The following is a 24,873-nucleotide window of genomic DNA, read 5'->3' as shown; positions in this document are numbered from 1 at the left end:
TGTGCCCTTTGGTTTTTCAATCGCAAGGAGGAAGACATGCAGGTTCGTATTTTGTTGGGGCTATCAGCGGCAGTGTTGCTGGCGGGATGTAGCAGTAGCAGTAGCCAACTCAGCGCAGCCGGGCAGGCCGTGACGTTCACGGATACCAAGCCAGGCAGCGAATGTCAGCTGTTGGGGCAGGCTAGCGGTAGCCAGTCTAACTGGCTGGCGGGCAACCATAGCGACGGCAGTTCTATGCGCGGTGCGGCAAACGATCTGCGTAATAAAGCGGCGGCGATGGGGGGCAATACTGTCTATGGCGCAACCAGTCCGAGTGAGACCTTCTGGTCAAGCTTTGCGCCGCTGGACAGCAAGATGAGCGGCAGCGTCTACAAATGTCCTTAAGCTAAAGAAAAACCCGGTGAGAGTGGCATTTTGCTCTCACCGCTTTCCTAACGTATTGCTCAACCGACTATCCCAGCGTCATCCTGATGCTGCTTCATCCCTAAATCCAGCGGTGTTTTGCTGGCTTCTCCACCGATTTCCCGTGCCAGACGAGGCACCAGATAGCCGGATACCTTCTTCAGCAGCGCTTTGACCAAGATGCGCGCTTCGTTGTCATCTACCAGAAAATGCGCGGCACCCTGAACCTTATCCAGCACGTGCAGGTAATAAGGCAGAATTCCTGCGTCAAATAGCGCATTGCTGAGCCGGGCGAGTGTCTCTGCACTGTCATTCACTCCGCGCAGCAGCACGCTTTGGTTGAGCAGCGTGACGCCTGCACGGCGCAAACGCGCCATACTTTGTGTTAAATCAGGATCAATTTCCTGCGGGTGGTTAATATGCGTCACCAGCAACACCTGAAGCGAACTGCGTGACAGGCGATCGCACAGCGCATCGGTAATACGTGCAGGGATCACCACCGGCAAACGGCTGTGAATGCGCAGGCGTTTCAGATGCGGGATGTGTTCCAGCTCGGTGATCAGCCAGTCCAGCTCATGGTCTTTAGCCATCAGCGGGTCGCCACCGGAAAAAATAATTTCATCCAGTTCTGGGTGCTGGCGGATATAATCCAGCGCCTGACGCCAGTTTGCCTTGTTGCCCTGATTATCCTGATAGGGGAAATGGCGGCGGAAGCAGTAGCGGCAGTTTACCGCACAGCCGCCTTTAACCAGCAGCAGGGCACGGTTGTGATATTTGTGCAGTAGCCCCGGCACGACGCTATGTTGTTCATCAAGCGGGTCATGGGTGAAGCCTGGGGTGGCGATAAACTCCTCACGCGCGGTCAATACCTGTAGCAGCAACGGATCGTCAGGATTGCCTTTTTGCATCCGTGCAGCGAAGGCGCGCGGCACACGCAGCGCAAAAAGCCTGCGTGCATCACGGCCTTGCCGGAGTTTAGCGTGATCGTTCAGTGCCAAAAGTTGCAGTAATTCATCAGGATCGGTAATTACGTCTGCAAGTTGCTGCAACCAATCTTCTCTGGAAGGTATATTTAGGGTTACAATGTGTGCCATTTTTTGGCTTCGTACCAGTATTAAAATTGTAGAGGGCCTTTATGGCGACTTATTCTAGCAACGATTTCCGTTCCGGTCTTAAAATCATATTCGAAGGCGAGCCGTATGCCGTCGAATCCAGTGAGTTTGTTAAGCCGGGTAAAGGCCAGGCTTTTGCTCGCGTAAAAATGCGTCGCCTGTTGACGGGCTCTCGCGTTGAAAAAACCTTCAAGTCTACCGATTCTGCAGAAGGCGCAGACGTCGTCGATACCAACATGAACTACCTGTACAACGACGGTGAGTTCTACCACTTCATGCACCCTGAAACGTTTGAACAGCATCAGGTTGAAGAGAAGACCGTTGGTGATGCTGCAAAATGGCTGCAAGACAATGCCGAATGTATCGTTACTCTGTGGAACGGTAGCCCAATCACCGTTCAGCCACCGAATTTCATCGAAGCTGAAATCACCGATACCGATCCAGGCCTGAAAGGCGACACTGCCGGTACTGGCGGTAAGCCAGCAACGCTGAGCACTGGCGCAGTCGTTAAAGTGCCATTGTTCGTGCAGATCGGCGAAGTTGTCAAAGTTGACACCCGTTCTGGCGAATACGTTTCACGCGTTAAGTAATGTATCTGAAAATGCCGCCTTCTGTGAGGGCGGCATTTTTAATTCATTTTTTCCTCACCCCAGTCTCCCCCCTGTTTTGCTCCCCGTCCGAAAAAACCGGCACAAGCATTAAAATTGGCTACGCTTAAAAAGCAGTCACTTTCGTACCGTTGACATCCTACTCTCATAAAGAAGGAACCGAGTATGTTGAAGAAAGCGTTTGTTGCCATTTTCTCTCTGGTTATTCTCTTTGCGGTAGTTGGGTGCAATACCACCCGAGGTGTTGGGCAAGATGTTGAAGCGGGCGGGAAGGCAATTCAGCGCAGCACCCAATAGCCCAACGTGAGAAATAAGTCGTAATAACTTTTCCGAGTGGAGGAAAATGCGGTTTATGGTGTTTTCTTCCCCGCGGCGAGATAATGTGAAAGTGGATCACTCGGAGAAGTAATAATGTCGCCTCTTTTCATTACTGTCGGCATGCTGACGTTGAGTAATATATTTATGACGTTCGCTTGGTACGGGCATTTGCGCTATTTCAGTGGCCGAACCTGGATAATTGCTGCGTTGATTAGTTGGGGGATCGCATTATTTGAATACCTCTTGCAGGTGCCAGCAAATCGGATTGGTTATCAGGTTGCTTCTGCCGGTCAATTGAAAATATTGCAGGAAGTGATCAGCCTTTCCGTATTTATCCCTTTTTCCATGTTCATTTTAAAAGAACCGTTCCGCACCGATTATATTTGGGCGGGGCTGTGCCTGCTGGGCGCGGTTTTCTTTATGTTTCGCGATAAGATTATGGGATAACGCATTGGCTATCCCATTGTTGCGGTCAATATACTCAGATTACTGATTGACCCAGATAAGCGCCTCCGTTGGGAAGCCGTAGCGTTTGGCCGTGGCGACCAGTTTGTCGCGTGTCGCAGGATCCAACGTTGGCGTGCGTGAGAGAATCCACAGGTAGTCGCGGTTCGGCCCGCAAATCAGGGCGTAGCGGTAGTCGTCGTCCAGTTCAATAATGTTATAGCCGCCATAGAACGGCCCGAAGAACGATACTTTTAGTGTGCCCCGTTGAGGCGAACCCGTGAAATACGCCTTCCCAATGCTCTCTTTCCATTCCTGTTTTTCGACGTTAAAGCCGCGATTGATCACCTTGATGCCCCCGTCATCCCGCGGGCTGTAGGTTGCCGTCACGCGTTCCATATTGCGTTCAAAGCGATGGTCGAGGCGTGCGATCTCATACCATGTGCCGAGGTAACGATTGACGTCAAAATTTTCCACGACGGTGACGTTATCGGGCGGCGTCACGCTACAGGCGACAGAAAAGAGTGCTATCAGCACGGCAATGCAGGCTTTCCCACGTCGTCTGATTGTGAAGATAAGGCTTTTGAATAACGTGCTGTTAAAGCGAATAGCGTTAAAGGGCATCATATTGACATCTCATCGTTTTCATCTCTGTTCCAGTGTAGACGATGGATGCGGTCAGGCGGGGAAATAATACGGCCTGCAACTATCTCGTGCAGGCCGTTAGGTACAAATTTACCGATGTTACCTCTACAGAGTAACGACACCGATAACGGTAACCACGGTCAGGATGGTTGCCAGACCGTAGAACACCCATTTCCCAGCAGGAACGTGGATTTTCAGGTCATGCATCGCGTGGTGGATACGGTGCAGGCCACACCAGAGCGGCAGCACAATCATCAGCAGTAAAAAGACACGGCCGATAAAGCTCTGGCTGAACGCGGCGATGCGCTCATAGGTTAATGCGTCTGGGAACAAGCCCAGAGGCAGCATCACACCGACCAGCAGGATGATCACCGGAGCGAAGAACGCGCTCCACATCCCACCAGCGCCGAACAGGCCCCAGAAAGGCGGTTCGTCAGAACGTTTTGGCGTTGGGTTAATCACGTTATTTCTCCTGTTCAGAATAGTAAGGCGATCGCCAGAACGGCTACGGTTACCACCACGGTGACAGCCCACAGCCCTTTAATAATTGGCTCTGGCCCCATTTTTTCATCTTTAATCACGATGATGCTGGCCTTCGGTGCCAGTTCAAACCAGGTTTTGGTATGCAGCGCGGCAGCAAGCAGAGCAACGATATTGATCAGCAGCACCAGTGGGTTTTGCAGGAAGCTGACGAAGCCTGCCCAGCCTTCTGGCCCATTTTTCAGCGCGAAAACACCGAACATCAGTACGATGCTGAACCAGACGGCAGGGACGGCAGTCCCTTCACGCAACATATAAAAGCGGTAGAACCCCAGCTTTTTCCACCAGGTCGGCGACATACCGCGAACATACGCTTTACGTTTAGATGTCATCATTGTCCCTCCCTTATTGTGGTTTCAGCATGGCGATCATGAAGTCTTTCGCACTTTCGACTTTGCCTTGCTGGATAGCCGCGGCAGGGTCGACGTGCTTCGGACACACTTCTGAGCAGTAGCCCACAAACGTACAGGACCAGACGCCGTTATTCCCGTTCAACTGCGCCATACGCTCTTTCTTGCCGTGATCGCGGTTGTCCAGGTTATAACGGTGTGCCAGCGTAATGGCCGCCGGACCGATGAACTCAGGGTTCAGGCCGAACTGCGGACATGCCGCATAGCACAGACCGCAGTTAATACAGCCGGAGAACTGGTGATACTTCGCCATTTGCGCCGGAGTCTGTTTGTTCGGGCCGTCAGCCGGTTTACGATCGTTGCCGATGATATACGGCTTGATGGCTTCCAGACTCTCGATGAAGTGGGTCATATCGACCACTAAATCGCGCTCGATAGGGAAGTTGCCCAGCGCTTCGACCTTCAGACCGTTCGTGTATTCACGCAGAAAGGTTTTACAGGCTAATTTGGGGACGTTATTCACCATCATGCCGCAGGAACCACAGATCGCCATACGGCAGGACCAGCGGTAGGAGAGGTCCGGTGCCAGGTTATCTTTGATATAACCCAGCGCATCCAGCAGGGACGTCTGCGTGTTGTACGGAACATCGAACGTCTCAAAATACGGTTCGCTGTCCTGTTCAGGGTTATAGCGCATGACTTCCATTTTCAGGGTTTTGATCATCTCAGCCATTCGCCTGCTCCTTCTTGTTGCCTTCCTGCGCATCACCTTCTGCACCGTATACGCGTTTGGCCGGTGGAAGTTTGGTAATCTTCACATCGCTATACTCCAGACGAGGCGCGCCTTCGGGGTTATAGAACGCCAGCGTATGTTTCAGGAAGTTAACGTCATCCCGCTCGGTGCAACCGTCATCCAGACGCTGGTGTGCGCCGCGGGATTCTTTACGGTTGATTGCTGAGTGCGCCATACATTCCGCAACATCCAGGCTATGGCCCAACTCAACGGTATACAGCAGGTCGGTGTTGAACACGCTGGAGCGGTCGGTGATTTTCACGCGTTTGAAGCGTTCTTTCAGCTCTGCCATCTTATCGACGGTTTTCTGCATCAGATCGGTGGTGCGGTAAATACCGCAGCCTTCTTCCATCGACATCCCCATTTCGTCGCGGATTTTCGCCCAGCTTTCGGTGCCTTCCTGATTCATTAGGTCATGCAGACGCTGTTCGATATCGCGGGTTTGTGCGTCCAGCGCCGTGCCGTTGGCCGGTGCCGCCGCCTGTGCACGCTGCACGGCGTGTTCACCCGCAACGCGACCGAAGACCACCAGTTCGGCCAGCGAGTTGGAACCGAGACGGTTCGCACCGTGCAGACCAACCGAGGAACATTCACCGACGGCGAACAGACCCTTGATGCGGGTTTCGCAGTTTTGATCGGTTTCAATGCCGCCCATCGTGTAGTGCGCAGTAGGACGGATAGGAATCGGTTCTTTCACCGGATCGACGCCGACATAGGCTTTTGCCAGTTCGCAGATGAACGGCAGACGTTCCTGAAGTTTCTTCTCGCCGAGGTGGCGCAGATCGAGGTAAACCACATCGCCCAACGGGGTTGAGACGGTGCGGCCTGCGCGCCATTCGTGCCAGAACGCCTGCGATACCTTATCGCGCGGCCCCAGCTCCATGTATTTGTTTTTCGGTTCGCCGAGCGGTGTTTCTGGGCCCATGCCGTAGTCTTGCAGGTAACGGTAGCCGTCTTTGTTGACCATGATGCCGCCTTCGCCACGGCAGCCTTCGGTCATCAGGATACCGGAGCCGGGTAAACCGGTCGGGTGATACTGAACGAATTCCATATCACGCAGTGGAACACCGTGGCGGAACGCCATACCCATGCCGTCACCGGTGACGATGCCGCCGTTGGTGTTGTAACGGTACACGCGGCCTGCGCCGCCTGTCGCTAGCACCACGGCGTTAGCGCGGATCTGAATCAGCGAACCTTCCATCATATTGATGGCAACGAGACCGCGCGCCTGGCCGTCATCGACCAGAACGTCGAGGACAAAGTGCTCATCAAAACGTTGGATTTGTGGATATTTAAGGGAGGTTTGGAACAGGGTATGCAGCATGTGGAAGCCGGTCTTATCGGCGGCAAACCAGGTGCGTTCGATCTTCATTCCGCCAAAACGGCGCACGTTGACAGAACCATCCGGTTTACGGCTCCAGGGGCAGCCCCACTGTTCCAGTTGAATCATCTCTTCCGGGCAGTGTTTGACGAAGTGCTCAACAACGTCTTGTTCACATAGCCAGTCGCCACCGGAAACTGTGTCGTTGAAGTGATAATCGAAGCTATCGTGTTCCTGAGTCACTGCTGCTGACCCACCTTCTGCCGCCACGGTATGGCTACGCATTGGGTAGACTTTTGAGATCAGCGCAATTTTCAGTTGAGGGTTGGCTTCTGCGGCAGCAATTGCCGCTCGCAGGCCAGCGCCTCCGGCCCCGATAATGGCCAAATCGGCGTTAAAGGTTTGCAATGCATTCCTCCAGTTACTTAAGTTAATTAAGTTAAAATAAAAAAATAATATCTATTCGTTTCTGTCTTTATATCCGAGCTTAATATCAAACTCGCTGAAAATTATGTGATAGAGGTATAAAGAATAGATAAACCTATAATTTTTGTGTGGGAATGATTATACCGAATTATGGGTAGATGAAATTTGATGTGATCCTGCATTTTGTGGTTTTTTTAGCAGGTCGCGTATTTATTGATAAAAACGTGATCGAAAGGCTTATTTCGGGAGGAATAATGCTTTTATTTCTTTAATAACCCTTTTGAGATAGATATAAGAAAATGATCCACTGGATATAATTGACGGCTGCTATCCTTACCGCGCCTTCTTAGAGGGTAGAGCATGCGTTGCTGAAAAGCGCGTCTAGCCTTTTTTTCCGCTGGAAATTTGGGCTGATGCGGGTAGACTGCACCCCCTGTTTGACTTTGGAGTAAGAACCATGAGCGAGACGACAAGTTGGCAACCTAGTGCTTCTGTCGCTAATTTGTTGAAACGAGCGTCGATCATTGCTGCTGTCCGACGTTTCTTCACCGATCGTGGTGTACTGGAGGTTGAAACGCCCGCGATGAGCCAGGCTACAGTAACGGATGTTTTCTTATGCCCGTTCCAGACCCGCTTCGTTGGCCCCGGTGCTGCGGATGGCATGACGCTGTATTTGATGACCAGCCCGGAATACCACATGAAGCGCCTGCTGGCTGCTGGAAGTGGACCGATCTTTCAGCTGTGCCGCAGCTTCCGCAATGAAGAGTCAGGCCGACACCACAACCCTGAATTCACCATGCTGGAATGGTATCGCCCTCACTATGATATGTACCGCCTGATGAATGAGGTCGATGACCTGTTGCAGCAGGTACTGGATTGTGAAAGTGCGGAAATGCTCTCCTATCAGCAAGCGTTTTTACGCCATCTGGAGATCGACCCTCTGTCTGTTGATAAAGCGCAACTGCGCGAAGCGGCAGAAAAACTCGGGCTGGGCGATATCGCCTGCCGTGAAGACGATCGCGATTCGCTGGTGCAGATGCTGTTTACCTTTGGCGTTGAGCCGCAAATCGGGCGTGACAAACCGGCGTTTGTCTACCATTTCCCAGCAACACAGGCCTCGCTGGCAGAGATCAGTTCGGAAGACCATCGCGTCGCCGAACGTTTTGAAGTCTATTTCAAGGGGATCGAGCTGGCGAACGGCTTCCGTGAATTGACCGATGCCGATGAGCAACGTCAGCGCTTTGAGCAGGATAACCGCAAGCGTGCTGCGCGTGGTCTGCCACAGCAGCCGATTGATGAAAACCTCCTGGCGGCGCTGAAACACGGTCTGCCGGATTGTGCCGGTGTGGCGTTGGGCGTGGATCGTTTGATTATGCTGGCGCTGAATGCCGAGAAGCTGAGTGACGTGATTGCGTTCTCCGTAGAGCGCGCGTAACCGGTCTGATACAGGGCGGTGCCACATCTGTCCACCGCCCGTTTTCCCTTCTTATAAGCTGCCCGGCGTCCGCTGCCGTGGCGTCAGCGTTTTCCCACTGCGCGACAGATTGTCCATTTTCACCTGAAACGGTGGGAAAGGAAGCTCCAGATTGTGCTTGCGGTAGTTTTCCAGAATCAACTGATGCAGTTCGTGACGCAGCGGCATACGGTGCCCCATTTCGGCGGCGAACACGCGCAACTCGAAAATCTGGATGCCCTGTTGCAGGTCAACGAGGAAGGCTTCGGGCTCTGGCGTATCCAGAATCAGCGAACAGCGCTTCACTGCGTCCATCAGCAGTTCCGTGACTTCCTGACTGTTCGCGTTCGCCGGAGCAGGCACCGTCAGCACAACACGCGTGACCGAATCCGACAGCGACCAGTTGATAAACTGCTCGGTGATAAACGCCTTGTTCGGCACGATGATCTCTTTTCTATCCCAGTCGGAAATGGTGGTGGCGCGGGTGTTAATCCGCATGACGCTCCCCGTGAGATCGCGGATCGTGACCGTATCGCCGATGCGGATCGGTTTCTCAAACAGGATGATCAGGCCGGAGATAAAGTTGGCAAAGATCTCCTGCAAGCCGAATCCGAGTCCCACACCCAGTGCAGCAACCAGCCATTGCAGTTTCGACCATTCTATCCCGATCAGCGAGAAGCCCATCAGGCAGCCGATTAGCATCAGAATATATTTGCTGATGGTGGTAATGGCGTAACCGCTGCCCGGCGACAGATCCAGATGCTGTAGGATTGCCAGCTCCAACAGGGCGGGCAGGTTACGTACCAACTGCGCGGTAATAATGAAGATCAGAATCGCGATCAGCACCGATCCCAGCGTAATCGGCTGCACGCTCTCCACGCCTTTAACCGTGCTGGAGACATCCCACAGGCTGATATTCTCCAGAAACGCGAAGGCCGAATGAATTTCTGACCACAGCGCGATAACAGAAACCAGTGCGATCAGCGTCAAAATGGAGCGTACTAGCTGCAGGGACTTGGCGCTGATGGCGTCCAGATCGACGACGGGTTCTTCCACCGCGTCCGAACTGCTTTCATGGGATAGCCCAGACGGCGTGTCTTCTTCACCTTTGGCACGCTGCGCCAGAATTTCCGAACGTCGCTGTTTGGCGCGGTCGAAGGCGATGCGGCGGCGCTGAATTAACATCCAACGGCGAATAATGTGGTAAACCACCAGCAGGAAGAACCAGATAGAGACGGAGGTTTCCAGACGGGCTAGTAGCGCCTGTGCAGTCGCCAGATAGCCGATGCAGGAAGCCAGCGCTGCAACGAGCGGCATGGCGATCAGGATGTTCCACATCGCCCGGTTCACGGAGTTTTCCCCCGAGCCTTCTTTATCCAGATACAGCGGGATACCCGCGCGTTTTAGCCCAGTGGTGACCAAACTCAACGCCATACAGAGCAGGATGAAGCAGAGCCGTCCGAGCGTGCCGGAGAACTCGCGATCGTTGAGCTTATCGAACGTAATCAGCGCCATAATCAGCGGCACGATAAAGGCAATGGAGAGACGATAGTAGCGCATCGCTCTGGCTACGCGCTCTGGCGACCAGCGGAAGTGGACAATGAACAGCCCCTGCGGATGCGAGAACGAGGCGCTGATCATCACCAGCCACATCAACGGCACGGTGGCGGTCACGCTGTCGCCGATAGCGACGGCAATCGGGTAAGGCCAGGCGTTTTGCAGCCCGTAGCCCAGCGCGGCCCAGAGTACCGGCAGTGGCAGGGCGGTAAGGATAGACCAGAATACGGTACGCAGCGTCAGCATAAAGTGATCGAGTGTGACCTTGCCGACGCGGCTGCTGGCACGCTCCATAAACGCATGATAGTGACGGCGGGAACTGATGCTGAAGCCAACCAGCAGCAGTGCGCCCAGCAGCGGCAGCACGGTTTCCTGGCTGGTGACCATCATCACCAGCGCGCTACCCAGCTGTGTCAGCGTGTCTAATGACAGCAGGCGCGTCAGATCTTGTACCAGTTTGAGCGGATAAGCGAACGTCACGGGATCGACATCCGCCACCCAGAACAAGTCGCGATGGGCTGCTTCCCGTGTTTCGGTGAGCGCATCCGCCAGCTGGTTATTGGCGACTTTAAGTTTGGTTAACTCCAGTATTTGCGAATCACAGCCGGAGATCAGCGAAGTCAGCAGGTCGCGCTGGGTTCGTATCTGATCGGTCAGGATACGCTGCTGTGCGCTGGTCAGCGGATCGCCGTTATCCTGCTTGGCATTATCAAGATCTTGCGGTTTGTTAGTCAGGTCTTCAAAGTGCAGGCGCTGTACGCGCAACTGTGCCATGTCGCTATCCAGCAACTGAGGCTTGGGCATTTCTGGTAGGCGGGCTATCTGTGCCCGTAAGGTTTCACCCAATATTGGTGAAATACCGAGCCACTGTGCCTGTTCGCGGATGGTGCTCAGCGCCTGACGAACTTGAATGGTGTGTGTGGCAGCCTGACGCTGCTGAGAAGCAATGAGGTCCATCCGCTGTGCTTGCTGGTTCAGTGCGATGGAGAGCTCGCGGTTAACCTGTAGCTGCTTGCTGATGACGCTGGGTAAATCACCACTTTGTTCCGCGAGAAGCTCCGTGCGTTCTAATGCCTGTTCGGCTTCGCGCTGGCGTAGGTTGTTGAGTCGGCTGCGTAAATCCTGTTGCAGCAGATCCAGCTTGTCGTGGCGCTTTTTATACAGTTCGACGCGTAGCCGGGACAACTCCTGACGATTGCTGGCTGACAGCTGTGCCAGTTCCAGTTCATCCACTCTGCTTTTGCGCAGGGCAGATTCGGCCTGAAGTGCTGTGAGCTGCGCTTGCCCCAACGGTGTAGTGGGTGTGCCGAGAGATTGAATACGGCGTTCCGCCTCGCTTTGCATGCGGCTGGCTTCAGTTTGCTGCTGGGGAAGCTGGCTCAGTGAGTCGCTGATTTCACGCAGCCGATCCTGTTCCTGTTGTAGCTGGCGGGCCTGTTCCAACAGTTGGCTGCTGGTTTGCAGTAGCTGCTGTTCGAGATCGTTGCTAGAGAGACTTTCTGAAATAGACGAGGGTTTGCCATCTTCGGCATTAAGCTGGCGACGCAACTCCTGAACCAGCTTGGGGAAATCATCAATCACGCGCTGATACTGTGTGGCGCGCTCCAGTGACGCTTTGCGGTCCTGCAGGGTGTTCAGTGCAGCCTGATATTCTTCAACGACTTTCGCCTGATCGGCTGCACCTTTGTTGGCTTCCGCCTGCTGTAGTTGCTGGCGTAGCTGCGTTTCATTGGGCGCAGTGGCAGCCAACGCGGCAGTTGATAATAAACATCCCAAAAGAAAAGTCAGAATCAGACGCACGTTAGCTACCTTTATTACAGTATTACAAACAACACTCTTACAAGCGACGAAAGTCGGACGTTATTTACGGCACGTCGGGTTTGTGGCCGGTCTTGCCTGATGCATCGGCCGCAGGATGTTGTCCCTCAACCTGAACGTGCTCAGATGCTACTGCGGCAGGCGACAGTGCGGCGTCGTTGGCTTCCAGCTCTGTGCCTTCTGGGAAGACAACAGGCGTTTGCTCATCCTGACGGACTTCGGCAAACGGCTCGCCCATACGCGTCACGCTCATGGTATTCAGGTGAGCAGCAAACTGGAGATTATTGCCTGCGGCAAACAGGTTAATCACAGTGGAACCCAGCTTGAAGCGACCCATTTCTTCGCCTTTTGCCAGTACGACGGCTCCTTCTTCACCCGCTTGCGGGTAAGTCCAACGCTTGATGATGCCTTCACGCGGTGGCGTCACCACGCCTGACCACACAGTTTCGATGCTGCCGACAATGGTCGCACCGACCAGAATCTGTGCCAATGGGCCGAATTCAGTATCAAACAGGCAAATGACGCGTTCGTTACGTGCAAACAGATTCGGCACGTTATCGGCCGTCAACAGATTGACGGAGAACAGGTCACCCGGTACATAAATCATTTCGCGCAGCACGCCGTCGCACGGCATGTGGAGGCGGTGATAATCACGCGGCGAAAGATAAATGGTGGCAAACAGACCGTCACGAAACAGATCGGCCATCATATAGTTGCCAGCCAGCAGCGCTTCCAGCGTGTAGTCGTGATTCTTTGCCTGAATCAGTTTGCCGTTGGTAATGGGGCCAAACTGCGACAGCACGCCGTCAGCGGGCTGCGCCAGACGGTGCGTATGAGGATCGACAGGACGAATGCCTTGGCGCAGAGGGCGAACGAAAAATTCGTTAAACGTGCGGTAGGAGGCGGTATCCGGCTGCTGTGCTTCCTGCATATTGACGTTGTATTGGCGGACAAACAGATCGATCACCAGCTTGGTGAGTTTTCCTGCACGCTTATTTGCTCCCCAGCCCGCTAAGCGGGTCAGCCAGATCTTGGGAAGCCAATACTGTAATTTGATTTTGATATTATCCAGCACTGTGAGCCTCTTGGATTAATAGTGCGCTATAAAATAATTTGTCATGAAGAAATGCGGCATAAAACAAGCTGTCTGGGGAACACGCCTGGCATTGCCAGCGCCAGCCCAGAAAGCCGACGGTAGTTCAGAGGGTAAGTTGGCTCACCTACCCTTAAAGGGGGCGCATTGTAACGATGGTCATGATAAATGTCAGTTATCTGTATCCGAAAAGCCTTTACGCGTTTTTACTTGCGCCATGCTTTCCAGAATCCGGTGATAGTTATCAAAACGCTCTGTGGCAATCTCTCCACGCGCCAGTGCAGCATTGATCGCGCAGCCTGGATCGTTTTCATGTTTGCAGTCGCGGAACTTACACGAGCCGATGTATTTACGTAACTCAATGAAACCGCTTGTCACCTGTTCAGGCTCCAGATGCCACAGACCAAATTCACGTACGCCCGGTGAGTCGATCACGTCACCGCCGTGCGGGAAGTGGTAAAGCCGAGAGGCGGTGGTGGTGTGTTGTCCCAATCCTGAGTTATCAGACACCTCATTCACCAGAATGCGTTCTTCACCCAGTGCGAGCAGCGCATTAAGCAGGCTGGATTTCCCGACACCTGACTGTCCGGCGAAAATACTGATACGGTCAGTGAGTGCCTGCTCCAGCTCAGGGATACCCTGTTGGGTATGGCTGGAAACCATCAACACGCGATAGTCGAGGGCGCGGTAGATATCCATTTGTTTATCAACAAACTGGCGGGATTTGTCATCCAGCAGGTCAATTTTGTTCAGCACGATCAGCGGGTCGATCTCCAGCGTTTCGCAGGCGACCAGATAGCGATCGATAATGTTCAGCGACAGCTCAGGCAAGATCGCCGAAACGATCACGATCTGATCGATATTGGCGGCGATCGGTTTAATGCCATCGTAATAGTCGGGGCGGGTCAGGACGGAATGGCGGGGGTGAACGGCTTCCACGATCCCGCTGATGCCAGCAAGTGATTCATGGCCGGGGCGCCAGACGACGCGGTCGCCCGTGACCAGCGATGAAAGGGTCCGACGAATGTTGCAGCGGTGTACCACGCCATCGGCGGCTTCCACATCGGCGTGCATACCGAATCGGCTGATGATGATGCCTTCCTGTGCATCGCCCAGTTGGCTATCTTCCCATTCGACTTTGCTTTCCGTTTTTTTCAGGCGACGCTGGTGGTTTGCGCTAACCCGACGCTGCTGACCTTTCGACAGTTTCTTTTTGCTCACTGAGCCTCACTTAAGACGATTTATCGTTCGCGGCAGTGCGTTATCGCCCGCCGCGTTTGAACGGACTATAATACACCCTATTTGATTTTAATTAACTGATACCACCTTGTCGGTATCAGTATTGAGATGGTTACTGATATCCTTGCCTCGACGACAGGGCACAATGCAACAGGAATTCCCACGATGGTAGATGAAAATAACCTGATCTGGATCGATCTCGAAATGACGGGTCTGAACCCAGATCACGATCGCATTATTGAAATCGCAACGCTGGTGACGGATGCAAATTTGAACGTGTTGGCTGAAGGGCCGGTCATGGCGGTGCACCAGTCAGACAGCCAACTGGCGCTGATGGATGACTGGAATGTGCGTACGCACGGTGCCAGCGGCCTGACGGATCGCGTCAAAGCCAGCACGACGGATGAACGCGCTGCCGAGTTGGAAACGCTGGCGTTTCTACAAAAATGGGTACCGGCGGGTAAATCGCCGATCTGTGGCAACAGCATCGGCCAGGATCGCCGCTTCCTGTTCCGCTACATGCCAGAGCTGGAAGCTTACTTCCACTACCGCTATCTGGATGTCAGCACGCTCAAAGAACTGGCGCGGCGCTGGAAGCCAGAAATCCTGACGGGTTTTAAGAAGCAAGGTACGCATCAGGCGATGGACGACATTCGCGAATCACTGGCGGAACTGGCCTATTACCGTGAGAATTTCCTGCGGCTGTAGATGAAGCAAGACGGGGAGGGCGTGATGTGCAGCGAACCTCTGCTATTTACGTCACAACGTCTGTTTTGTCGGCGCATGTCTATTTTATCAACATATTGTTTTTTTTATCAGCAGTCAGACAATTTTTCATTTTTGGGGGCTTGCGGTTAAACGGATTTCTCGTATAATGCGCACCCCATACCGATGAAGAATTTCAATTAAAGAACGTCAACATCGTATAAAGATTTCCCGAGCGGGAATAGCTCAGTTGGTAGAGCACGACCTTGCCAAGGTCGGGGTCGCGAGTTCGAGTCTCGTTTCCCGCTCCAAGTTTTATCACTGTTTGTCACCATACAAGCCGTGTGCAGTAATCAGACGTAACGCCTGTTAATGTCTGTCCGATATGCGGGAATAGCTCAGTTGGTAGAGCACGACCTTGCCAAGGTCGGGGTCGCGAGTTCGAGTCTCGTTTCCCGCTCCAATCTTTTTTACTTTCTGTTATTAACTCTTAGTCAGATTATTTCTTATCCTGTTTTTTTGCGTATCGTATTTCCGTTTAGCTCTATGGCTCGGAAGGGATGATATCATCGCTATTCAGGTGGTCGAATTCAGTGTGCCGCTAAATATCGCGCGCTGGCAGGAGCTAAGTCAGTGCAATCCGTTTCCGCCAAAAGCGATTTCTTGATTTCGGGTAACCAACATTGATGAAATACCGCCACTTCCTGTTTGATCTTGACGACACGCTGTTGGACTTCAAAGCTTCTGAGCGTCTTTCGTTTGCGCGTACGCTGACGAACCTTGGCGTCGATATTGAGAATACGACCTTGTTCGCAGACTATCAGCGCGAAAATTCCCAGCTATGGAGCGAGTTTGAAAAGGGGGAAATCTCCAAGGATCTCCTGAAAGTCGAACTATTTCGGCGCACTTTTTCCCTTCATCGCATCGATATCGATCCCCACAAAGCGAGCAATCTCTATCTGGAATGCCTGCCTGAGACCGTAGTGTTGGTGGATGGCGCGGTTCAGATCTGTGAGGCGCTTGCCGAGATCGGTGAAGTTGGCATTATTACCAACGGCATTGAGTATGTTCAGGCGCAGCGAGTGGCAAATTCGGGCCTGGCGGATTGGCTCTCGTTTGTCGCCACCTCAGAGGCCTGCGGCTTTGCCAAGCCGGATGCGCGCTTCTTCGAGTTCTCCGCCAGCAAATTTAGCTCGTTCGAGAAAGCCAAAGCGATCATCGTGGGCGATAGGCTCGATGCCGATATTCTTGGGGCGAACCTGTACGGCATAGACAGCTGCTGGTTCAACGCAGGCGGAGCCGCCAACGATTCGGACATCATCGCGCCAACCTACGAGGCCGCAACCCTCCTGGATGTCTTCACGCAGCTCAGTGCGAAGTCTTAAGCCAATATAAAACCGCGTCGACGACAATCACCATGGTTAACTCGCGGTGGATTGTCGTCGCACTTATCACAATTGCTCACTTAGCTTTAGCAACATGCGCATCTTCAGTAATCGCAGACCAGAAATACGCGGTCGAAGCATAGGGCGGCAAGGTCTGTGCGATGGATGATGAAATTCAGAGTACCGTCATCCCACTGAAATTGTCCGTCCAGACAGACCTGAAACAGCACCAGCCAGTCTTGTGCTTCTCCCCCCAATTTCTGTGCTGCCTGCAACTCTGGCAATTCATGCTGGCTAAAGCCACAGCCGTTGATCCGAGCAATGCCCTGATATTCAGGCAATGGGGCATCAGGCGAAAAGTCCGATGGAAGCATGTCGTTGTTGATCATCCAGGCTAGCTGTTCTTCCGTCGCTTTGCTGCCAGGCAGCAGATTGAATGCGCCCAGTTGCCGTAACTGCCAGGCGTAATATTGTGCAAAGCCAAGATGGGACAGTGCATCGTCGTATGTATCATCGTCCAGCGCTGCCTGCTGCTCTAGACTCAGGTTCGAGCAGAGTATGGATCCAAGATGAGGATTTTGGCGCAATGCGTAAAAGCTGGGGACGGCGACGCTGATTCTCGGATATAGTTTGAAGGCGGGCTTCTGCCCGAGTGTCTTCTCGTCATTGAAGGTCAGGCCGGCAAAGCGAATGCCGCTGCACAGACTTGTTGCATCCTGCACATAGATGACTTTCCCTCGGGTTGTTACAGGGCTGCTTCCACATTCCAGAAAGAAGAATAAGGTGCCTTCGCGCGGTAAATAATCTTGCAATGGAGACAAATCGCGGCAGTCTATCTGTGCAATAAATTCCAGCGGTACACGGTAAGTTTGTGTGGTGTCATCCCAGGGGAAGATACAAATATCTTTTCCGTCTTCACTTTCTTCCCAGCATTCCTCGTATTTGAGCAGAATGTCTTCAGCGACGTTGACACAAGGATAGGGGATATCGAGAGGTAAATCCGGTAGACCGCCCAGCCGATGATTACCCAGCGCTGTCTGGTCGTCCTCTGTGCCATGATAGAAATCGACGCTGCTGCGTAAAGTGCCAGCCACTGCATGGGCTATGGGGGTGATGATATCCGCTGAGAGCAGCGTATCCACAAGGTGCCGCCGTAACGGAGAATGCTCCGCCAGCAGCGGGTGGATAGCGGGATTGACAGCCACGGAGGGATTGGCCGACTCTTCCGTGTGTATGATTGGCATAACTATTCCTGTCTGAATGGCACTTCAAAGTATCGGAGTACTCGATAGGGTGAGCCAGATTTCTGCATTCACTCTTCCCCCAGCGAACGCGATACGCGTGCTTTTCTTAATACGCCCTGTATACCGACAAACAGCACGCCGGTTAGCAGCAAGATAGCGATGAGGCCGTCGTAGCCGTAAAACGTGATGGCAGCACCAGAGAATAGCGGCCCGCTGATACTACCCGCCGACCACACCAGCCCCAGAAGTGAATTCATCACAATCAGCCTCTGACCGGCAAATTTCTGACCTGCCCGAACCAGAGACAGCGTGTAAAGCCCGCCTGCCGCTGCACCCAGTACGATACAGACGGGGATCAAAAGTGAAGGGGAGGAGAACGAGAAGGTGATCGAGACCAGCATCACACAAAAAAGGATGCCGCAGCCGATGTGGGTTTTGATGATGCCGCATTTGTCTGCCAGCCAGCCAATCGGCGTCTGAAATATGGCATCACCCAGAAAAATGAGTGTGACCAGTAAGATCGCGGATTTTTCGTCTAAACCCTGTTCCATGCCGTAAAGCGGAAAGAGCGCAAGGATACTGGCATCGAAGAAGGAGAAGCAGAGCACGCCAGAAGCGATTGCCGGGAGAAAAGGGATAAGATCTCGATAAGACGTCGAGGACTGTTCATCCGCTCGAACCATACTGGCGCAGTTCCTCAGCATGAACGCACACGCGGCGGATATGCCACAAATCAGCCATAGCGCATAGATTTGAATATGCTCCCCAGCGGCAATAAGCAGCGGCCCTATCAGCTGACATCCTGTGAAAACGGAAGCATACAGCCCTGTCAGCGTCGCTTTGTGTTTGTCAGAAGCCCGGCTGGTGACCCAGGTTTCTCCCAGCACCACCAAAACCCCCGAGGCCAGCCCGGTTAACAAGCGCGGTAAAATAAGCGAGACAGGGTGTGACAGCAGGAACGAGGCAACGGTGGATGCCGCCAGAACGATCAGGCTACCGGATAACAGATAGCTGGCGTGCAGGTGGCGGCTGAGCCATGGCGTAACGAAAGAGGATAGCATCATCCCCGCCGCGGGAAGGGCTGCCAGAATACCGAGTGTCGCGGTGCTGTGCCCGAGCTCGGCCAGCTTTAGGCTGATGAGCGGCAGCGTGTACCCCGTAACCAAGCCTACGAGTGAGGCGGCGATAATCATGTTCAGTGTCGTGAAATTGGCTTCACGGGAATGTGCTGTCATTGTCTTTCCAGTGCGGTTTTAACAAGCATTTTCAACCCCGGAAAGGCAGGTGGACACTTCCTGCATTAGCCAGGTATGAAATCGTACGTACTTTTCATTTTGTTCAAGGGGGATGGGCGATAATAGATAATAAGCAGACCCCTCCCGCGCAAATCCATACGGTGCATGCAGTTGCCCGTTTGCAATCTCGTCCTGCACCATCAGGAAAGACGCCATTGCCATGCCTAATCCTGATACCGCCGCCTGAATACACAGATAAAAGTGTTCATAGTCCGCTCTGGTGCTGCCTTTGAGTGACACATGCGTCTGTCGTTGCCAGGTTGCCCACGCTTTCGGTCGCGTTCCGGTATAGAGCAAACGCATCCCTTCCAGACTGTTTTTGCGCTCGGCTTTGTCGCGACTTACTGGCCCCATCCATTCGTCACACACTTTTACCCCATACGTTTGCGGATCCCAGTGAAAATCGTCACGCCGCAGCGCGAGGTCAACGCCGCTACGCACAAAATCAATCGGCCCGCCCGCAGCCACCAGATGAAGTTTGATATCGGGATTCGCCTGATTAAAAGCCGGTAGCCGCGGAATCAGCCATTTCATGGCAATCGTGGGCTCGCATGATAGCGTCAATACCTCATCCTGCGCACCTTGCTGTAGCCGATAGACCGCGCCTTCGAGCTGCTCGAAGACGGACTGCGTGACCGTATGCAAAGAACGCCCCGCCGCGTTTAAAAAGATCGCCCGGTTGCGTCGTTCAAATAGCTCAACCCCCAGAGACTCTTCCAGCAATCTGATTTGCCTGCTAACGGCACCATGCGTGACATGCAGAGACTCAGCGGCTTTAACAAAGCTACCGGTTTGTGCGGCCGCTTCAAAGAAGCGAAAAGAGGCTAACGAGGGAATTTTCATATACACGATGAAATTTGACAGATTTATACCAAGATAAATCGCTTTTTTGCCACATGCAAACGCTGAATAATCACACCATCTTCAGATTTAAAAGGCCTAACGGCCTAAATAATGAGGAAATATCGTAGGAGTCGCATCTTTACTAGCCGTATTGCGTCAGTGATGTTTGCATCCCTCCTTTAACCTGTCTGTTGCCCATCTGTGCAAAATCATCGTGAAAGTGATGGCTTGCCGAACAAGGAAAACGTTAATGAATGAGTTAATTGCCGTCGCGACGATCACCATTTTGGCGGTGATCAGTCCGGGGCCTGATTTTGCCATGGTGACCCGCAACAGCTATGCCTTTGGCTCGCGCACCGGTTTACTCAGTGCGTTTGGCATTGCCTGCGGTGTCCAGATCCACGTGATGTATACCGTTTTTGGCATCGCGGTATTCATTGTGAACTCTCCGATACTATTTATGGCGATGAAAGTTCTGGGAGCATCATATCTGATTTATCTGGGGTATAAGTCATTAACTAATAAAACAAAAATAACATTAGAAGAAGCATCCGGTCATGCGCCGTCATCGCTTGCCGCGTTTCGCATGGGCTTTCTCACTAACGCGCTTAACCCAAAAACCATGCTGTTTGTTGTCGCCACCTATACTCAGGTTGTGCAGCCCGGTAGCCCAATGAGCCATAATTTTGGCTACGGGTTATTCATGTCGGTGGCGCACTGGGTCTGGTTCAGCATTGTCGCGCTGTTTTTTGCCGCACCGGCTATGCGTCGCCGGTTGCTCGACAAGCAACGTCTGGTCGACAAAGGTATCGGCGTTGCACTGATTGCGTTGGGCGCTTCGCTGGCGTTCACCAAAATTACGCTCTGATGAATGACGGTGGTGAATAAAGCCGTCTGTAATACGTCGTGCGAACATAAAAATGGAGAATTAGGCAAGAAAACAAGCGGAATGCTATACCTGTTTGCAGGGGGAATTGAGGAAAATATACCCGTCATACTTCAAGTTGCTTGTGCGTTGGCTGCCCTTACTCACCCCAGTCACTTACTCGTGTAAGCTCCTGGGGATGAAATGAGAGACATCCTGTCTCTCACCGGAGGCCAGCCGTTGGCTGGTCAAATTCGTTCCCGACGAATTTGTCGCTCGGTTGCCGCGTTACAAGGCCATAAATGGGCCTTGCCCTAAAGGGTCAACGCAGAGCGTTGTTCAAAACGCTAACGTTTTGTCACGCAACTCGAATTATTTAGGGTATAGCGTGTTTCTCAACATAATCGGTTTCTCAACAGAAAAGGAAATAGCCATGCTTGTACATGCGTATGGGGCCCATGCGGGCGATAAACCTCTTGAACCGTTGCAGATCGTCCGTCGTGCGCCGGGGGCCCACGATGTCCAGATTGAGATTGCGTACTGTGGTATCTGCCACTCGGACCTGCATCAGGTACGTGCTGAATGGGCAGGAACACAGTTTCCCTGTGTACCTGGCCATGAAATCGTCGGGCGGGTGTCGGCTGTAGGGGCTCATGTCTCAGCCTTTAAGGCTGGCGATCTGGTGGGTATTGGCTGCATCGTGGACAGCTGTCGGCACTGTGAAGAATGCGACGATGGTTTAGAAAATTACTGTGACGGAATGGTCGGCACGTATAACGGCCCGACTGCGGATGAGCCCGGCTGGACGCTGGGTGGCTACTCCCAGCAGATCGTCGTGCATGAGCGCTATGTGCTGCGCGTCCGTCATTCCGAGGCGGAGCTGGCCGCGGTCGCGCCTCTGCTGTGTGCGGGGATTACCACCTATTCGCCGCTGCGCCACTGGAATGCCGGGCCGGGTAAGAAGGTCGGTGTCGTAGGTATCGGTGGGCTTGGCCACATGGGGATCAAACTGGCGCATGCCATGGGGGCTTATGTTGTGGCGTTCACCACGTCTGAATCCAAACGTGAAGATGCCAAGGCGCTGGGCGCAAATGAAGTTGTGGTGTCTCGTAATGCGGAAGAAATGGCGGCGCACGCGGGCAGCTTCGATTTAATCCTGAATACCGTTGCTGCGCCGCACGATCTGGATGCGTTTCTGGTGTTGCTGAAGCGCGATGGCGCGCTCACGCTGGTCGGTGCACCTGCGTCGCCGCATCCTTCTCCTAACGTGTTCAACCTGATCATGAAACGCCGCACGGTGGCGGGTTCGATGATTGGCGGCATTCCTGAAACGCAGGAAATGCTGGATTTCTGTGCCGAGCATGGGATTGTGTCCGATATTGAGCTTATCCGCGCGGACGAAATCAATGAAGCCTACGAGCGGATGCTCAAAGGCGATGTGAAGTACCGCTTCGTCATTGATAACGCCACGCTGCACGCCTGATTAGCTGTACCCCACAGCACGGATTTCCCCGTGCTGTGGGATTGTCATTGATTGATTTATCACGCCTTCTCTACATCATGAGAAAAACCAAACCAGCGTAATTTCCTGTCACCAACGACGCGTGAATGCGGTACTATTCGTCGTCATGTTTTTATACCAACGCGTTGATTTTCCTTCTCTATCACAGCGAAAAGACAGTTCAAAATAGAAATTTATCTTGGTTTAGCTCTCCTGCGATGTTCGCTACCTCTTACTGCTACAGAATGACGAGAAAGGAATATCTTTTTGGCAGTTGGTAAACCCCATCAATACCGTGCTTTGGGGCAATGTTTCATCTGCGATAAATAATAAGGAAAAATAGAAAAATGACGGACAAGCATTCAAACGAAACAGGGGTATCACCACAACACGATTTCCCTATGCGGGACGAGTCGCTTACGGCAATCAACAAATGGTTTGATACGCAGGAGCAAAGGGGGGCTGAGCGTGACGCAGATACAGGAAAGTATCGTTCCTGTGCTGACTCAGGCTATCGCGCAGCGTGTTGAAAAACTGGCAGATACGGCGCTGATTGACTATCGGTTTTGCTTCCGTGCCATCTTCCCGGCAATGGAAGGCCGCCTACCCATCGTTTTTTTGCTAACGCGTTGCAGTATGCATCGAACTATCCGCTTCTTGAGGATTATGCGCGTACTGCGATTGAAGAATTTGAATGGTACGCCGATTCGGAAGGCGAAAAGTGCTGTATGCCGGGAAGCTATGCGGTATTCGGGCTGGGCCTGACTGAGGCGGGATACTTCCCACTCGTTAAAGATTACATGGAAAGTGTGGATGATGAGCATCAATCGGTACAGGATGCCTTCATTCGTGCATTTTTCGATACTGGGGTAATACCAAAAAGCTCGCTGCACTGGTGAAAAAATCGGAAGCGAAGCGCGGCGCGCTACTGACGTCGCTCATTCAGGCTTCTGCCTAATCGTAAACCTAATGACGACAATGTTCGGAGTGAGGCCGGAGGTGTCTCACTCTGCTAAGGAACGTGCTTATGACCGCTATTCTGCTGCTGGACTCGCGGGCCGATGAGATTGGCTCTGTCTTAAATCATGCTGCACCAGAGCTTGAGCTGGTGCTCTCGAACGGTACGGCAGAGCAGGCCGCAAGCTGCCCGATTTGGCTGGGTGAACCGGATACCGCTGCGGCATTGCTGGCTCAGGGAGCCAAACCAAAGTGGCTACAGTCGACCTGGGCAGGATTCAAACCATTGTTGGCTGATGAGTTGCCGCGTGATTACCGTTTAAGCCGTGCCGTTGGCGTGTTTGGGCAGCCCATCGCCGAATATGTGATTGCCTATATGCTCAGGCATGAACTGCGTCTGGGGGAACGGCAAATCAGTCAGGAAGAACGGCGCTGGGATCACCGTTTACCAGGATCGCTGGCGGATAAAAACGTACTGATTGTTGGTGCGGGAGAGATCGGCTGTGAAGTCGCAGGTTTTCTACGGCCTTTTGGCGTTGAGTTATATGGCATCGTTAGTACGCCAAGACAGCGGCCTGATTTTAAACGGATCATGAGCTTAGCGGAGTTATCCGCTGCGGTACCGAAGGCCGATTATGTCATCAATCTCCTTCCCGATACGTCGGCAACCACCGATATCTATGATGCCCTGCTGTTTGCTGCCATGAAGCCTTCGGCGCTGTTCATTAATGTCGGGCGGGGTAGCGCTGTGGTGGATGATGATTTGCGGGCGGCGCTATGTGATGCGCAGATTGCGGGAGCGGTGCTGGATGTATTCAGACAAGAGCCGCTACCGTACAGCCATCCATTCTGGAACACACCGAATCTGACGTTGACGGCGCACATTGCTGGGCCGATGGTGCCGAGACTGATGGGACGATTATTTCTGGATAATCTCACCCGCTTTCATGCTGATAATACGCTGCGGGGCGAGGTGGATTTTAGTCGCGAGTATTGATTGCTAAATTAATTACCGCCATAAATTAATATTTAAAATAATAATTGCATATAAAAACTATTGTAAAGAATTCTGAAAAATAACCGTTAAGACTATAGTAGGGCGGAATAATATCGCCCTAATTTAGTCCGTTTTTAACTCTGCGGTCGGGGTAAATCCCCCCTATTTTAGCTGCTCCCAGGATAAGCGAATAGCCAGATAACACATCGCAGTTCAGACCTATATTCGGTGCCTGGTGGATCAATTCAACCGAAATCGCGATGGCTCTTATATAGCCTAGATAATTCGAGTTTCAGGACAAAAACGGCAACGCGTTTTTGAACAGCGTTTGCGCTGACCCCGAAGGGTGAGGGATCCCCAGAAAAGGAGACAGGCATAGAGTTTTATGATCTACTAACGCTTAGCCGAGATAATTACGGTGAAACCATCGATATGGGGGTTGATATCCTAACAAGGCATCTCGCACGTTCTGCCCCTCGTGATGGTACTGCTGTGGCGATCCACCAACGGAACAGGGATAGCAACTGGTATAACCAAATATAATTAATAATATAAGGTTTCCGAGGCGTTAAACGGTGTAATGAAAAACCGCAGATGCCTGAGTGGTTGGTCTGTGGAAGCGTGTTCAGAGCTTCCACAGTTTACTACTTGCTGAAATCGCGCGGAGATGTTTTTCAGTGAAAAGGGCTTGCCACGCTGAGTTGGTTGGTACATAATGCTGTCCGTTGAATCGCCTGGTTATTAAATAGTGATTAAATTCATTAGGTTACGAGTGATTTGGCAGGGTTTGATAAATTTTGATTCAGTGTAGTTTGCTGAAGTAAAAAATAGTAAATCCGATTCTATGCGGGAATAGCTCAGTTGGTAGAGCACGACCTTGCCAAGGTCGGGGTCGCGAGTTCGAGTCTCGTTTCCCGCTCCAAAATCTTTCATCGTTTTTTCTAAAACCTTCCAATACACTG

23 protein-coding genes and 3 tRNA genes are annotated in these 24,873 nt (G+C 52.6%); 14 read left to right on the top strand and 12 right to left on the bottom strand.

Going from position 1 to position 24,873, the window contains the following annotated elements; genetic code table 11:
* Nucleotides 1-36 precede the first annotated feature (36 nt).
* Nucleotides 37-384, top strand: a complete 348-nt coding sequence (locus IG609_RS17800; RefSeq protein ID WP_193398167.1) for a DUF4156 domain-containing protein — start codon at nt 37-39, stop codon at nt 382-384.
* Between the two features lie 59 nt (nt 385-443).
* Here IG609_RS17800 and epmB read toward each other — a convergent pair whose 3' ends face one another.
* Nucleotides 444-1,496: an EF-P beta-lysylation protein EpmB gene (gene epmB / locus IG609_RS17795; RefSeq protein WP_193398168.1), complete on the bottom strand. Its 1,053-nt coding sequence runs from the start codon at nt 1,494-1,496 to the stop codon at nt 444-446.
* 41 nt (nt 1,497-1,537) lie between these two features.
* Here epmB and efp point away from each other — a divergent pair, with 41 nt between their 5' ends.
* The 3 genes from efp (at nt 1,538) to IG609_RS17780 (ending at nt 2,887) form a co-directional block, all read left to right on the top strand.
* Nucleotides 1,538-2,104 (top strand): elongation factor P, encoded by a 567-nt coding sequence (efp, locus tag IG609_RS17790; RefSeq protein WP_039279757.1) that lies wholly within the window; start codon nt 1,538-1,540, stop codon nt 2,102-2,104.
* A 183-nt stretch (nt 2,105-2,287) separates the two neighbouring features.
* Nucleotides 2,288-2,419 carry an entericidin A/B family lipoprotein gene (locus IG609_RS17785; protein ID WP_102119429.1) on the top strand — a complete coding sequence of 44 codons (132 nt, stop codon included), beginning with the start codon at nt 2,288-2,290 and terminating at the stop codon, nt 2,417-2,419.
* Between the two features lie 114 nt (nt 2,420-2,533).
* Nucleotides 2,534-2,887: a DMT family protein gene (locus IG609_RS17780; RefSeq protein ID WP_005972979.1), complete on the top strand. Its 354-nt coding sequence runs from the start codon at nt 2,534-2,536 to the stop codon at nt 2,885-2,887.
* Nucleotides 2,888-2,926: 39 nt separating this feature from the next.
* On the opposite strand, the gene IG609_RS17775 is transcribed toward IG609_RS17780, so the two are convergent.
* From IG609_RS17775 to frdA, 5 genes are all read right to left on the bottom strand, one after another.
* The gene (locus tag IG609_RS17775) at nt 2,927-3,511 is read right to left on the bottom strand and encodes a lipocalin family protein (RefSeq protein ID WP_226373140.1); all 585 of its coding nucleotides are present in this window, start codon (nt 3,509-3,511) and stop codon (nt 2,927-2,929) included.
* Nucleotides 3,512-3,634: 123 nt separating this feature from the next.
* Entirely contained in the window at nt 3,635-3,991 is a 357-nt protein-coding gene (gene frdD / locus IG609_RS17770) for a fumarate reductase subunit FrdD (RefSeq protein WP_193398169.1), read from the bottom strand.
* Between the two features lie 14 nt (nt 3,992-4,005).
* Complete coding sequence (gene frdC, locus IG609_RS17765; RefSeq protein ID WP_102119418.1) at nt 4,006-4,401, bottom strand: fumarate reductase subunit FrdC; 396 nt, start codon at nt 4,399-4,401, stop codon at nt 4,006-4,008.
* Between the two features lie 13 nt (nt 4,402-4,414).
* The gene (locus tag IG609_RS17760; RefSeq protein ID WP_193398170.1) at nt 4,415-5,152 is read right to left on the bottom strand and encodes a succinate dehydrogenase/fumarate reductase iron-sulfur subunit; all 738 of its coding nucleotides are present in this window, start codon (nt 5,150-5,152) and stop codon (nt 4,415-4,417) included.
* Nucleotides 5,145-6,941 (bottom strand): fumarate reductase (quinol) flavoprotein subunit, encoded by a 1,797-nt coding sequence (frdA, locus tag IG609_RS17755; RefSeq protein ID WP_102119406.1) that lies wholly within the window; start codon nt 6,939-6,941, stop codon nt 5,145-5,147. The genes IG609_RS17760 and frdA overlap by 8 nt, the downstream gene beginning before the upstream one ends.
* Nucleotides 6,942-7,416: 475 nt before the next feature.
* Between frdA and epmA the strand changes: the two genes are divergently transcribed.
* Complete coding sequence (epmA, locus tag IG609_RS17750; RefSeq protein ID WP_193398171.1) at nt 7,417-8,394, top strand: elongation factor P--(R)-beta-lysine ligase; 978 nt, start codon at nt 7,417-7,419, stop codon at nt 8,392-8,394.
* A gap of 51 nt (nt 8,395-8,445) precedes the next feature.
* Here the strand turns inward: epmA and mscM are convergent, their stop codons facing one another.
* From mscM to rsgA, 3 genes are all read right to left on the bottom strand, one after another.
* Entirely contained in the window at nt 8,446-11,769 is a 3,324-nt protein-coding gene (gene mscM, locus IG609_RS17745) for a miniconductance mechanosensitive channel MscM (RefSeq protein ID WP_193398172.1), read from the bottom strand.
* A gap of 64 nt (nt 11,770-11,833) precedes the next feature.
* Nucleotides 11,834-12,862, bottom strand: a complete 1,029-nt coding sequence (gene asd, locus IG609_RS17740; RefSeq protein WP_193398173.1) for an archaetidylserine decarboxylase — start codon at nt 12,860-12,862, stop codon at nt 11,834-11,836.
* A 189-nt stretch (nt 12,863-13,051) separates the two neighbouring features.
* Nucleotides 13,052-14,101 (bottom strand): small ribosomal subunit biogenesis GTPase RsgA, encoded by a 1,050-nt coding sequence (gene rsgA, locus IG609_RS17735; protein ID WP_110162335.1) that lies wholly within the window; start codon nt 14,099-14,101, stop codon nt 13,052-13,054.
* A gap of 183 nt (nt 14,102-14,284) precedes the next feature.
* Between rsgA and orn the strand changes: the two genes are divergently transcribed.
* The 4 genes from orn (at nt 14,285) to IG609_RS17715 (ending at nt 16,209) form a co-directional block, all read left to right on the top strand.
* Complete coding sequence (orn, locus tag IG609_RS17730) at nt 14,285-14,827, top strand: oligoribonuclease (protein ID WP_010283124.1); 543 nt, start codon at nt 14,285-14,287, stop codon at nt 14,825-14,827.
* Nucleotides 14,828-15,059: 232 nt separating this feature from the next.
* Nucleotides 15,060-15,135 (top strand) — tRNA-Gly (locus IG609_RS17725).
* 76 nt (nt 15,136-15,211) lie between these two features.
* Nucleotides 15,212-15,287: transfer RNA gene (locus IG609_RS17720), tRNA-Gly, on the top strand.
* 223 nt (nt 15,288-15,510) lie between these two features.
* A complete protein-coding gene (locus IG609_RS17715) occupies nt 15,511-16,209 on the top strand; it encodes a YjjG family noncanonical pyrimidine nucleotidase (protein WP_193398174.1) in 699 nt (232 codons plus the stop codon).
* 104 nt (nt 16,210-16,313) lie between these two features.
* Here the strand turns inward: IG609_RS17715 and IG609_RS17710 are convergent, their stop codons facing one another.
* The 3 genes from IG609_RS17710 to IG609_RS17700 all read right to left on the bottom strand — a co-directional run bounded on the left by IG609_RS17710 (nt 16,314) and on the right by IG609_RS17700 (nt 19,591).
* Entirely contained in the window at nt 16,314-17,453 is a 1,140-nt protein-coding gene (locus IG609_RS17710; RefSeq protein ID WP_226374188.1) for a DUF1963 domain-containing protein, read from the bottom strand.
* A 68-nt stretch (nt 17,454-17,521) separates the two neighbouring features.
* Nucleotides 17,522-18,688, bottom strand: coding sequence for an MFS transporter (locus IG609_RS17705; protein WP_193398175.1), 1,167 nt, complete (start codon nt 18,686-18,688; stop codon nt 17,522-17,524).
* Between the two features lie 18 nt (nt 18,689-18,706).
* Complete coding sequence (locus IG609_RS17700; protein WP_193398176.1) at nt 18,707-19,591, bottom strand: LysR substrate-binding domain-containing protein; 885 nt, start codon at nt 19,589-19,591, stop codon at nt 18,707-18,709.
* A gap of 250 nt (nt 19,592-19,841) precedes the next feature.
* On the opposite strand from IG609_RS17700, the gene IG609_RS17695 reads away from it, so the two are divergent.
* From IG609_RS17695 to IG609_RS17675, 5 genes are all read left to right on the top strand, one after another.
* Nucleotides 19,842-20,459, top strand: coding sequence for a LysE family translocator (locus tag IG609_RS17695; RefSeq protein ID WP_193398177.1), 618 nt, complete (start codon nt 19,842-19,844; stop codon nt 20,457-20,459).
* A 430-nt stretch (nt 20,460-20,889) separates the two neighbouring features.
* A complete protein-coding gene (locus IG609_RS17690; RefSeq protein WP_039283638.1) occupies nt 20,890-21,939 on the top strand; it encodes an NAD(P)-dependent alcohol dehydrogenase in 1,050 nt (349 codons plus the stop codon).
* A 647-nt stretch (nt 21,940-22,586) separates the two neighbouring features.
* Nucleotides 22,587-22,856: a DUF6138 family protein gene (locus tag IG609_RS17685; protein WP_250127226.1), complete on the top strand. Its 270-nt coding sequence runs from the start codon at nt 22,587-22,589 to the stop codon at nt 22,854-22,856.
* Nucleotides 22,857-22,984: 128 nt separating this feature from the next.
* A complete protein-coding gene (locus IG609_RS17680; RefSeq protein WP_193398178.1) occupies nt 22,985-23,911 on the top strand; it encodes a D-2-hydroxyacid dehydrogenase in 927 nt (308 codons plus the stop codon).
* An 846-nt stretch (nt 23,912-24,757) separates the two neighbouring features.
* Nucleotides 24,758-24,833: transfer RNA gene (locus IG609_RS17675), tRNA-Gly, on the top strand.
* Nucleotides 24,834-24,873: the final 40 nt, after the last annotated feature.

It is taken from the genome of Pectobacterium quasiaquaticum, assembly GCF_014946775.2.
Lineage (GTDB): Bacteria > Pseudomonadota > Gammaproteobacteria > Enterobacterales > Enterobacteriaceae > Pectobacterium > Pectobacterium aquaticum.
This window is presented reverse-complemented; position numbering and strand designations above follow the sequence as displayed.